The organism is Vreelandella hamiltonii (assembly GCF_014651795.1).
GTDB classification, from domain to species: Bacteria; Pseudomonadota; Gammaproteobacteria; order Pseudomonadales; family Halomonadaceae; genus Vreelandella; species Vreelandella hamiltonii.
In genome coordinates this window covers 78,577-89,814 of sequence record NZ_BMXO01000018.1, presented here as the reverse complement: position 1 = coordinate 89,814, position 11,238 = coordinate 78,577, and the positions used below count along the sequence as shown (strand labels likewise).

Annotated in this window: 9 protein-coding genes; 2 read left to right on the top strand and 7 right to left on the bottom strand. The window is 62.0% G+C overall.

Annotated features, from left to right (window positions below; all coding sequences use genetic code 11):
* The coding region (locus tag IE061_RS15970) for a TrkA C-terminal domain-containing protein (RefSeq protein WP_308429542.1) at window positions 1-232 on the top strand (232 nt) is incomplete at its 5' end.
* Window positions 233-274: 42 nt separating this feature from the next.
* Here the strand turns inward: IE061_RS15970 and IE061_RS15965 are convergent.
* The 7 genes from IE061_RS15965 to IE061_RS15935 form a co-directional block, all read right to left on the bottom strand.
* Window positions 275-1,012 carry an anti-sigma factor gene (locus IE061_RS15965; RefSeq protein ID WP_096922758.1) on the bottom strand — a complete coding sequence of 246 codons (738 nt, stop codon included), beginning with the start codon at window positions 1,010-1,012 and terminating at the stop codon, window positions 275-277.
* Window positions 1,009-1,587, bottom strand: coding sequence for a sigma-70 family RNA polymerase sigma factor (locus IE061_RS15960; RefSeq protein WP_096922757.1), 579 nt, complete (start codon window positions 1,585-1,587; stop codon window positions 1,009-1,011). The genes IE061_RS15965 and IE061_RS15960 overlap by 4 nt, the downstream gene beginning before the upstream one ends.
* A gap of 115 nt (window positions 1,588-1,702) precedes the next feature.
* Window positions 1,703-2,224 carry a DUF3455 domain-containing protein gene (locus IE061_RS15955; protein ID WP_039179550.1) on the bottom strand — a complete coding sequence of 174 codons (522 nt, stop codon included), beginning with the start codon at window positions 2,222-2,224 and terminating at the stop codon, window positions 1,703-1,705.
* 107 nt (window positions 2,225-2,331) lie between these two features.
* Window positions 2,332-3,447, bottom strand: a complete 1,116-nt coding sequence (gene ugpC, locus IE061_RS15950) for a sn-glycerol-3-phosphate ABC transporter ATP-binding protein UgpC (protein WP_096922756.1) — start codon at window positions 3,445-3,447, stop codon at window positions 2,332-2,334.
* A complete protein-coding gene (locus IE061_RS15945; RefSeq protein WP_039179542.1) occupies window positions 3,435-5,114 on the bottom strand; it encodes an alpha-glucosidase in 1,680 nt (559 codons plus the stop codon). Before IE061_RS15945 ends, ugpC begins: the two co-directional genes overlap by 13 nt.
* Window positions 5,115-5,254: 140 nt before the next feature.
* On the bottom strand, window positions 5,255-7,957 hold the full coding sequence (gene malT / locus IE061_RS15940) for an HTH-type transcriptional regulator MalT (RefSeq protein WP_193462035.1): 2,703 nt from the start codon (window positions 7,955-7,957) through the stop codon (window positions 5,255-5,257).
* Between the two features lie 107 nt (window positions 7,958-8,064).
* Window positions 8,065-9,600 carry a carbohydrate porin gene (locus tag IE061_RS15935; RefSeq protein ID WP_144984405.1) on the bottom strand — a complete coding sequence of 512 codons (1,536 nt, stop codon included), beginning with the start codon at window positions 9,598-9,600 and terminating at the stop codon, window positions 8,065-8,067.
* A gap of 352 nt (window positions 9,601-9,952) precedes the next feature.
* Here IE061_RS15935 and IE061_RS15930 point away from each other — a divergent pair, with 352 nt between their 5' ends.
* On the top strand, window positions 9,953-11,224 hold the full coding sequence (locus IE061_RS15930; protein WP_193462034.1) for an ABC transporter substrate-binding protein: 1,272 nt from the start codon (window positions 9,953-9,955) through the stop codon (window positions 11,222-11,224).
* The last annotated feature ends 14 nt before the right edge of the window (window positions 11,225-11,238 follow it).

The window sequence follows — 11,238 nt, the reverse complement described above, 5'->3', positions numbered from 1 at the left end:
GGCGATTGCCCACGGCGACAAGCAGTCTTCCAAGGTGGTGGGCCGCACCATCGATGAGATCGAGCTTCCCGAAGGCACCACCATCGGTGCCGTGGTGCGCGGCAAAGAGGTGATGATTGCCCACGGCGACGTGCGCGTGGAGAGCGGTGATCACCTGATTCTGTTCGTGATCGACAAACGGCGTATCCGCGACGTCGAGCGGCTGTTTCAGGTCGGCTTGACCTTCTTTTGACAGACGCGCTCGGCTAACGCCGCGCATAGGCTGAAGGCAGACTCAGATCTCCACCGCGCGGCCAATGAACTCGATGGGGCCGGTGGGCAAGCCAGTGGGCGAGCCGGTCTCTTCTTCCAGGGTCAGCTCGAAGAGCTGGTTGTCTTCCAGCGGTGGGAGCTGGTCCAGGCGCAGGCGCAGCGGCTGGCCCGGCTCTACCAGACCCAGCGAAACGGGTGCCTGCCAGTCATCGGCCTTGGTCCAGAACTCCAGCGCTTTGCCCTCCGGCACTTCGAAGGTGCCCAGCGGGATCAGCTGAATCTCCTGGCGGTTGGCCGCTTGCACGACCCAGCCTGCCGACTGCGTCTGTGGTGCCAGTAGCACCACCATGTACTCGGGTACGGCGGGCTGTGTGGTGACGTTGCTCAGCATGACGCCCATCGCCAACGCTGCCGCCAGGCCCGCCCCGGTAGCGGCCCGCCAGAACGGCAAGCTGTGCATCAATCGGCGGCGCGGTGCAACCGGCGCGCGCGCGGGTATCACTACTGGTGCAGTAGGCCGTACCGCAGATGCTTTCATGCTCCGCTCGATGCGCGGCCATAGGTAATCGGAGGGCGTAACGGGGTCGACGATGGCGGTATAGGGGAAAAATCGCTCTTCCCAGGCGGCGACCGCCTTTTGCAGCGCAGGCTCGTTGGCGAGACGCGCCTCGAACGCTTCACGCTCGGCTATCGGCAGCGTGCCCAGCACGTATTCCCCTGCCAGGGCATGCAGATCATCGGATTCATGAGCACGTGTCATGCCATACACTCCCGTAAACGCAGCAGGCTACGCTTGATCCAGGCTTTTACCGTCCCCAGCGGGGTGCTGGTGTGTGCCGCAATCTCGGCGTGGCTGAGCCCATCTACATAGGCGTGCAGAACGCAGTTGCGACGCTCGGCTTCCAACTGCTGCAAGCACTCGTCCATGCGCTCGCCGGTTTGCCAATCGAACGCTTCCTCGACCTGGAAAGCGTGCTGAAAGGTATCGTCGTCGGCAAACTCATGGGGGTCGTTCAGGTCGGTATAGACATGGCGCTCACGCCCACGAATGGCATTGAGTGCGAGGTGGCGAGCGATACTGAATACCCAGGTGCGGGCAGCCCCCTTTTGCGGATCGAAGCTGGCGGCACGCTGCCATATGTTCAAGCAGGCATCGTGAACGATGTCTTCGGCCATGCCTCGGTCCTTGACGATGCGGTACACCACCCCGAGCAACTTGGCGCCTTCCTGCTGATACAGCAGGTGAAGCGCCGCCTGATCGCCACGGGCAATGCGAGCGAGCGCATCGACATGATCGAATTCAGTTACTTCCGTTGACCCAACTTCATCAGACACATCATCACTCCCTGGTAACGCGCCGGTCGCTGTCGCCGCAGTTCAGTGAGGATAATAGTTGGGGGCTCTCGATGCGAGCCCCCACAGTCAACGCACGATAGAAGCGTTGCCGAGATCAGTTAGCGGTCCAGAAGATGTAATCGGCCTGGTAGGTAACCACGGCGGTGGCGCCTTCGTTATCGCTACCACAAGCCACGTCGGGCGCCACGCCACCTTGGGTGTCCAGGCGCTGAATGTAAGTGACACCGTTCATGGCACCTTCACCTTCAGCCGGGTTGGCTTCTACCAGCTGCAGCGGAATGTTGCCGTCACCGTTGGGAGATACGGCCAGCTGCGTCGCCGTCAGCTTGGAGCCGTCCAGTGATTCCCAAGTAGCGGGCGGGCCGTAGTAGCTGCCGACCTGATTGCCTTCGCGGTCATTCAGCGCCGCATGGGGGCCCTTGAAAACCCAACCCAGGCTACCGTCGTCCTTGGCTTCACACATGTAAGTAATCGCGCCTACGCCCACCGTTTCCAGAGCGACGCTATGGCCATCCGGCACTTGGATGTCGGCAGGCACATCGGCCAGCGCCGCTTGACTGAAGGATGCAATCAGGGTCGCAGCGAGGGTGGCACGCGTTAGATGTTGAATGGTCATGTCAGTCTCCTTGGGTTGTGTATCAGCCACTTTTGCCGTGGCTGTATAGGGGATACACACGAGGAGACCGATTGGATGCACTCTTTTTGAAAAAAATCTAAAAAACGTTATTGGCTCACCCCGTCCACCGTCACTTGGCGAGGGCAGGCATCCCCTTGGGCATCGAACAAATGGCAGCGCTTGCCGTTGATGCCCAGCCGAGACGCCTGCCCTTCTGCCAGCCGTGCCAGTCCGTCCAGGCGTTGGGTCAAGGGGGTTTCCAGCCCCGCCACTTGCCAATGGGCCAGGGTCTCGTAGCCCAGCTTTTCGGCCACCATGAGCGTGGCGTCCAGGGTTGCATCCGCCTGTTCTGGGGCGACGAAATCTTCGGCGCGCAGCCCTAATGTGGCCTGATCACCCGCCTTGAGCTGCTGCCCGTTCACGGCCACCGCCAGGCTGTCGCCGGTGTGCAGGCGTACCAGCGTGCGGTGCTGGCCGGGGTCGACCACCGTCACCGGCAGGGTATTGATGCGCGGGGAGCCGATGAACTCCGCCACTTCCAGCGTGTTGGGAAAGTGGTACAGCGACAGCGGTGCGCCTACCTGGGCGATACGCCCTTTTGAAAGCAGCACGATACGGTCGGCCAGGGTCATCGCCTCGACCTGATCGTGGGTGACGTAAATCATGGTGGCGTTCAAGCGCTTGTGCAGCCCCGCAATCTGGATACGCATGTCCACGCGCAGCGCAGCATCGAGGTTCGACAGCGGCTCGTCGAACAGAAACACCGCCGGCTCTTTCACCAGCGTACGACCAATGGCCACCCGCTGGCGCTGGCCGCCAGAGAGATCCTTGGGCTTGCGCTCCAGAAGCTCGGTGAGGTGCAGCATTTCTGCGGCGTGCTGCACCCGACAGCGAATCTCGGCCTTGTCGGTACGCGCCAGCTTGAGCCCGAACGCCATGTTCTCGGCCACGCTCATGTGCGGGTAGAGGGCGTAGGACTGGAACACCATGCCGATGTCCCGCTCCTGGGGTGGAATCTCGTTGATCCGCTGGCCATCCAGCTGCATGTCCCCGGTGGTGATGTCCTCCAGACCCGCAATCATGCGCAGCAGCGTGGATTTACCACAGCCGGAGGGGCCCACGAACACCACGAACTCGCCGTCTTCGATGGTGAGGTCGATATCCCGGGAGATTTCGACGCCGTCAAACGATTTGCCGATGCCGCCAAGGGTCAAACGTCCCATGATGCATCCTCCTGAGCCTGTGGGCAGCGGGCAATTGCCACGCCAAACGGCGGCAGCGTCAGCGTACCTGCCTGCCACTCGCCCTTGAGCCAATGGGGGGCGCCTTCCAGTGCTTCAGCATGCTCGGGCGCCGAGCGGGTAATGGTCTGATCGCTGAAGTTCAGCGCCACCAACAGGCGGGTTTGCTGATAGGTGCGCTCCAGGCAGAGCACCTCGTCACGCACCGGGTGGTAGCGTACCTCCCCCTTGACCAGCGCGAGCTGGGTGCGGCGAAACGCCAGGAACTCCCGGTAAGCGTTGAGCAGCGAATCGGCATTCTGCTCTTGCTGATCGACTGCCAGCGCTGCATGGGCCTCGGGCACCGGCAGCCAGGGCGTGGCAAGACTGAAGCCAGCATGGCGGCTATCTGCCTGCCAGGGATGCGGCGTACGGCAGCCATCACGGCCTTTATAGGCAGGCCAGAAGGTAATGCCTGCCGGGTCCACCAGCTGCTCGAAGGTCAGCTGCGCTTCGGGCAGCCCCAACTCCTCGCCTTGATAGAGGCACACGCTGCCCCGCTGGCTGAGCAAGAACACCATGTACAGACGCAGCTTATCGAGCTGCCCCTGGGCCTGCCAGCGAGTCGCCAGCCGCGTGACGTCATGGTTGCCCAGCGCCCAGCAGGGCCAGCCATCGCCAATCCGCGCTTCCATCTCGGTCAGCGTTTCGTGCAGGTACGTCGGGTCGGCCTTGTCGGTCAGCAGGTTGAACGAGTAGCACATGTGCAGCCGCTGCCCCCCCTGGGAGTAGGCCGCCATGACGCCGAGGGCGTCGTCATCCCCCACTTCACCGACGCTGGTGGCGCCGGGGTACTCATCGAGCAGCGCCCGAAGCCGCTCCAGAAATACCAGGTTTTCCGGCTGGGTCTTGTCGTACTGGTGGAGCTGATAGCCATAGGGGTTATCGGGGCGCACACCCAGAAAGCTTTCGGTGATCTCCTGACGCGGCGGATTATCCTTCAACTCGCCGTGGGTACAGAAATTGACCGCATCGAGGCGAAAGCCATCGACCCCACGCTCCAGCCAGAACCGCGCTTCTTCGAGAATGGCCTCGACCACGGCAGGGGTGCGGAAATTGAGGTCTGGCTGGCTGGCCAGAAAGTTGTGCAGGTAATACTGACAGCGTCGGGTATCCCACTGCCAGGCGCTGCCGCCAAACACGGATTGCCAGTTGGTCGGCGGCGCGCCGTCGGGTTTGGGGTCGGCCCATACGTACCAGTCGGCTTTCGGGTTATCGCGGCTTTGGCGACTCTCCTCGAACCAGACGTGCTGGTCGGAGGTGTGCGACATGACCTGATCGATGGTGACTTTCAGCCCGCGGGCATGGGCCGCCTCGACCAGCCGGTCGAAGTCTTCCAGACTGCCGAACATTGGATCGACATCGCGGTAGTTGCTGATGTCGTAACCAAAATCCTTCATGGGCGACGTAAAAAAGGGCGAAAGCCAAATGGCGTCGACATTCAGTGAGGCAATGTAGTCGAGCTTCTCGATCACCCCCCGCAGGTCGCCAATGCCGTCGCCGCGACTATCCATGAAGCTGCGCGGGTAGATTTGATAAATCACCGCGCCGCGCCACCAGTCGGCCCCCTGGCTGCCAACGTAGTGTGAAGTGGAAGGTGTCTGCATCATGGCGAATCCTTATGGTTGTTATCAGCGATAAGGGCATGATGCAGGCTGCGCGGCGGGATCGAATCCTCCCCCGCAGGGAGTACCGGGCGTAGTCGTAAGGAGGAGACGAACCGAGGGCGCTGGGCAGCCTCCCCAATGGGTCAATCCCCGTGAATATGGGCCAGTAGCTGCCCCGCCAGGTGTATGGCCTCCTCCCGGCGACGAATGTTCTGCTTCTGGTAAAGGCTGCGGATATGGGTCTTGATGGTGGTCTGGGCCACCGAGAGCTGCTCGGCAATCTGCTCGTTGGATAGCCCCGCATGAATCAACCCGAGGATCTGCCACTCACGGCGAGTCAGCGGTGAGGTGCGGATCAGTTCCGGCACATCCGGGCGAGCCACGATATCGGCAATCACCGTCTCGTCGAGGATCAAACGCCGGGCGCTGCCAAAATCCTTTTGACGCCCTGCCAGCGCCATCAACCGCTCGGCCCTCGCTTTTTCCAGGGCCCCCAACGAGTCGCTTTCGAGCAGGCCAGCCAGCAGCTCCCCCAACGGTTTGCCCAACCGCAAAAAGCTGCCCACCAGGCCGGTGCGCGACGCCAGGCTCATAGCCTGCTGCATATGCTCGCGAGCGTGCTCTTTTCTTCCTGCATGCCAGGCGGCTGCGGCCAGGCAAAGCTGGTTACGGTTGGCGTCGGTCACCAACCCTGACTGCCGAGCGTGCGCTTCGAGGGCCTCCAGCAGCGTGCGGGCTTCCTCGCACTGGCCCAGCAGCGTGAGCGCCCGGGCGTGGTTGCGCACGTTGCACTGGGCGAAATGGTTGGTGGCCCTATCGGTGATGGGCGGCGGCGCTTCCTGGCGCCAGCGCTCCACTGCCTCCAGGTCCTGGCTCGACTGCCACCAGCTAAGCAGCGTCGCGTGGGCGTTGGCGACCCAGTCGATATGGTAATCGCCTTCTGCAAGAATTTTGCGCAGTCGCCGAATATGGTCGGCACACTGGGCCTGATCGCCACGACTCTGGGCAATCTTGGCCAGCTGAATATGGCACTGCAGAGTCCAGCGCTCACCCTGGCTGTCCAGCACGGCAATGCCCTTGAGCGCCGCCTGCTCGGCTTCGTCCAGCCGATGCCACTCCCAGAGCAGCTGACTGCGGATACGATAGAGAAACTCGGCCACCGGCAGATGCTCGAGCTCTGCGCGCTCGAGATGCACGAAGGCGCGCTCCTGAATATCGTAGGCAGCCTGCAAACGCCCTTGGGCCACCAGCGTTTCCGACTGGTGGCAAAAGGCCCATATCAGGCGCTGGTGATCATCGTGGTGATGGGCCTGGCGCGCTACTTCACGCACGTTCAGCAGCGACTCCTCCAGGTGCCCCTGAACGAAACGCGCTTCACTGAGGATCGCGGTGGCCGTCAGGGGCGTCGATGCCAGGTAACGCGCCGGAACCCCCAGCGCCTGCTCGGCCAGCGGCGCGGCGCGCTCGGCGTTCCCCTGATTGATCGCCAGCTGGGCACGCAAGGTGGCAAATTCGGCGCCCAGCGCTTGCCACTCCGGCAGGTACAGCTGAGCTTCGATCCAGCCAATCACGCGGGCCGTGATATCGAACTGGAACTGGGCATGAGACACCCAGCCATAAAGCAGCGCCAGCTCGGGACACTGGCCGAGCTGCGGCTCGCCCAGCCGCTCCAACCCTCTGGCCAGCAGTGCGTAGGCGCCTTGGGAGAGCAATGCCGGCCCTTGCGCGATGAGCAATGGGCTGATCAGGTCCGGCGCGTCGGCCAGAATGGCCTGGCGCAGCGCCATGACCGGGTCATCGAGCGCCAGCCAGGCCTGACTGGCCCGCTGATGCAGCGTGCGCTGGGTGGCCAGGCTCAGCTCATGGCGGCGGTGATGCAGGTAGTCGCCAAACAGGCGATGAAAGCGATACCACTGGGCATGCGGATCGGGCCGCTCGATGAATAGCCCGGCCTGCTCGAAGGCCTCCAGCCGCTGCGTCAACCGCTCCCCTTCCAATAGCCGCGCCATCAGTTCGGGAGAGAACCGCTCCAGCACTCCCAGTTGAAGCAGCAGTTCACGCTCCTCACTCGGCAAGGTAGTGGCCAGCAGTTCGTCGAACCAGGCGACGAAATCGGGATGCGCGCCGCTCAGCCGTTCCAGCAAGGCATCGAATCCCGCCCGGGTAGTGGTGCGCTCGACCAGCCAGTTGAGCGCCATGGGCCACCCACCGCTCAAGCGTAGCGCGCGCTCCAGGCTCACCCGGGTAGGCGGAAAGCTCAGCTGTTCGGCACACAGGGTATGCGCCTCTTCACTGTCGAATGCCAGGCGGTGCAGGTCGATCTCTTCCAGCTCACCGCGCAGGCGCAGGCTGGCAAGCCCCAGTGCCGGGCGTGACCGGCTGGCCAGCGTCAAGGTGAGCCAGGGCGGCTGATGGCGCAGCCAGTGGGCCAGCGCGGCAAGAATCTCGGGGTTGGCAAGATGCTCGAAGCCATCCACGACCAGTCGGCAAGGAGCGTGCTGTTCGGGTAACTCCGTCAACCAGCGCTCCATGTGGGTAATGCATTCGCTGTCATCCCCCGGCGTCAGCGTGACCAGAGGGGCCAACAGTGTGTCCATGGCCGCCTGCCAGTAGGTCAGAAAGCGGTGCGTCTGATTGTCCTGATCGTCCAGTCGCAGCCAGCTTGCCTGCTGCTCCAGGGCGGGCAGCCGCTCGGCCAGCAGCGTGGTCTTGCCATAGCCCGGTGGCGCTTGAACCACCAGCAGGCGCACCTGCTCGTTCAACGCGAAGTGGTCGTTCAAACGCGGGCGCGCCACCGTACAGGGAGGTAGCGGCGGCGCCTTCAGTTTTTCCTTGAGCAGCAGCATCGGTGCCTCCCTGGGTCGAATCTGACGAGCAAAAAGCCCGCGACGGAGCGCGGGCAATCGGCATTGGTGAAACAGGCAAGGAAACCTGCCAGGCATGGTGCGATGGGTCAGAACCAGATTTCGCTCTGCACGCCAAAGCTCCACTGGCCACCGGTAAAGCCATCGTTGCCGAACGAGTCTTCCAGGGTATAGCCGTTCAGCTCGGCATCCCAATCAGTATAGGAGGCGAACAGGCGAATTTCAGGACGCTTCCAGAAGCCACCGACATCGGGCTTGAAAGTGGGCGCAATGGTCAGTTTGCCGAAATTGCCGCTGACGGCATTGCGATCGCTGAAACCGTTGGGGTCCAGGTCCATGTACTGGTAGCTACCCTCGTACTGCATCTCGAAGTTCTGGGTAATTTCGTTGGCCAGGCGCACGTTCAGCGTGGCCCAGGAGTAGCTGTCGCCATCGGCAAACCGGTCGTCGCTGACCTCTGCCAGAATCGAGGGTGCAATGCGCCACTGCGGGGCAATGTAAGTGGTTCCGTAGACCGCCAGGCGGGTCGCCGTGGCGTCGTCGGTCAGGTCGCCATTGCTCCCCAGCCCTTTCACTTCCGCACCCAGCCCTTGGCCGTGCAGCAACGCCGCCTTGAAGTTACCCTCGCCCAGGCCAAAGAAGCTGTCGCCGTGGTACGCCACCATGGTATGCCAGCCGCTGTCGGCGGCGGTCTGGCCTACGCCGATGTCGCGCTCGTCGTTATCGGCGGCCGACATCACGTTCGCCATGACCTGCCAGTTACCGAAGTAGTTGTTGGAGGTCAGAATCAGGTTGTCGGTGTTGCTGCCTTCACCGTCCAGGCCGGGGTTTTCGCGGTTGATGACGTCAAAGTCACTGAAGCTACGGCCATACAGCGAGAAGTTGGACTTCCAGTTATCGGCCAGTTGAATATCGTAGATACCGCCACCGGTACCAGCCAGGAACACGACGTCGCTGTCCAGCCAGTGGATATCGAAGTTATCCCGGTCGAAGCGCTTACCCGCCCAGATGGAGGCATTTTCGAAGGCCCCGGTGAAGCTGGGCAGGTCGCTGAACTCGGCATAGGCCTGACGGACGTTGAGGTTGGTATCGTCGCCAACCCAATCGTTGCTGGAGTTGGTGCCAGCGGCCAGCATGGTGGTGTAACGGGCGCGGGCGCCGTTATCGAACTGCATGCGGTAGTTGAGAATGGCTTCGGTGTAGGTATCGGGCTCGTTGCCCAGACGACCCACGGCACCGCCCAGGTTACCGGCTGGAGTCACATAGGGGCCGCCATCGATGCTCTTGCGATCTTCACCCAGCAGCAGGCCAGAGCGGGCGTAGACGTTGAACGAAAAGCCTTCATCACCGCTGGCCTGTCGCTCTACTCGCGCCAAGCGCTCTTCGATGTCGGCATCGGTAGTGGCGGCCGCCGGGGCGCTGGATGGGGGTGGCGTTGCACCCTGCTCCGCCAGCTCGGCACGACGCTCGGCAGCGTCTGCACGCTGCTCGGCCGCCGCGATGCGTGCCTCAAGCTCGGCAAAACGCTCTTCGAGGGACAGGTTGGCGCTGGCCAAACCGCTCATGCCCAGGCTTGCGGCTGCCACCGCAATGGCCAGCGGCGTCTTGAATGCTGTCTTGTGCATTGTTTTAAATCCTATTGTTTTTAAACCGCTATTGTTCTGATCGTGACGCTGGCTCCAGGCACCGCCTTCCCTTGAATGTTGCAAAGCAACTTCTGTTTTGAGCCGAAGAGCGACAGCCACTAAAACTTAATCGATTAAGTGTTAGTAAACCAACAAGCTTTTACTAATTATCGACCAATGTCTAACTGCCTATTTCACTTGGCAAAAACACTATCCGCCACGTTAGACAAAAGTCGCTATTGAACTTCATGCCGACAGACGGCTAACTGGCACTCAACTTAATCGTTTAAGTTGGCGCCGTCAGCGCTTTGTCACTTCACTCCCATAACAATAAACGTCGAGGAACGCCGTTATGAAAAAGACTCTTCTTTCGTCTGCGATTACCTTAGCCAGCCTTGCCAGCATCAGCGGTGCCGCTCAGGCCGCCGACCTGACCATCTCCTGTGGAGCCGTGGGTGCAGAGCTGACCCTCTGCCAGGAGGGCGTTCGGGCCTGGGAAGAAAAAACTGGCCACCAAGTCGACGTGGTCTCCACACCCAACTCCTCTACCGAGCGTTTGTCGCTTTACCAGCAGATTCTCTCGGCCAACTCCAGCGATATCGACGTCATGCAAATCGACGTGGTGTGGCCCGGCCTGTTGGCCAATCACCTGCTCGATCTTCGCGAGGTATTGGGTGACGACGCAGCCGCGGGCCATTTCGAGACGATCGTGGTCAACAACACCATCGATGATCGTCTGGTCGCCATGCCCTGGTTTACCGATGCGGGCGTGCTGTACTACCGGGAAGACCTGCTGGAAAAGCACGGTCATGACGTTCCGACCACCTGGCAGGCACTCACCGAGACGGCCCGCGAGATTCAAGCGGCCGAACGTGACGAAGGCAACAGCCGCATGCAGGGCTTCGTATTCCAAGGGCGCGCCTATGAAGGGCTGACCGTCAACGCCTTGGAATGGGTCGCCAGCTTTGGCGGCGGTACCGTGGTCGATAACGACGGCGAAGTGACCATCAACAACGAGCGCGCCGCACAGGCCCTTGACCTGGCGGCTTCCTGGGTAGGCGATATCGCCCCGGAAGGCGTGTTGAACTACACCGAAGAGGAAGCCCGCGGGGTCTTCCAGGGCGGCAACGCGGTGTTCATGCGCAACTGGCCTTACGCCTGGGCGCTGGCCCAAAGCGATGACAGCGACGTACGCGGCAAGGTGGGCGTGGTCCAGCTGCCGGCCGGTGGTGATGACGGGCAAAGCGCTGCGGGCCTGGGCGGCTGGAACCTGGCGGTTTCTCACTATAGCGACAATCCCGAACTGGCGGCCGACCTGGTGGCTTACCTGACGGGCGAGGAAGAGCAGAAACGTCGCGCCATTCAGGCGTCCTACAACCCCACCATCGATGCGCTCTACCAGGACCAGGAAGTACTGGAAGCGGTGCCCTTCTTCGGCACGCTCTACGACACGTTCACCAATGCCGTCGCGCGTCCGTCTGCACCTACCGGCGATGCCTATGGCCGGGTCAGCAACGCCTTTTTCAGCACCACCCATGACGTACTTTCCGGCAACAAGGATGGCGCCCAGGGAGTTGCCGACCTGGAAGGCGAACTGCTGCGCCTGAAGCGTCGTAACTGGTAATTGCGGAGACTCCC

Excerpts from the sequence above, each read along its gene's own strand:
- IE061_RS15965 (WP_096922758.1), bottom strand. The coding sequence starts at position 1,012 with ATGACACGTGCTCATGAATCCGATGATCTGCATGCCCTGGCAGGGGAA.
- IE061_RS15955 (WP_039179550.1), bottom strand. The coding sequence starts at position 2,224 with ATGACCATTCAACATCTAACGCGTGCCACCCTCGCTGCGACCCTGATT.
- ugpC (WP_096922756.1), bottom strand. The coding sequence starts at position 3,447 with ATGGGACGTTTGACCCTTGGCGGCATCGGCAAATCGTTTGACGGCGTC.
- IE061_RS15945 (WP_039179542.1), bottom strand. The coding sequence starts at position 5,114 with ATGATGCAGACACCTTCCACTTCACACTACGTTGGCAGCCAGGGGGCC.
- malT (WP_193462035.1), bottom strand. The coding sequence starts at position 7,957 with ATGCTGCTGCTCAAGGAAAAACTGAAGGCGCCGCCGCTACCTCCCTGT.
- IE061_RS15935 (WP_144984405.1), bottom strand. The coding sequence starts at position 9,600 with ATGCACAAGACAGCATTCAAGACGCCGCTGGCCATTGCGGTGGCAGCC.
- IE061_RS15930 (WP_193462034.1), top strand. The coding sequence starts at position 9,953 with ATGAAAAAGACTCTTCTTTCGTCTGCGATTACCTTAGCCAGCCTTGCC.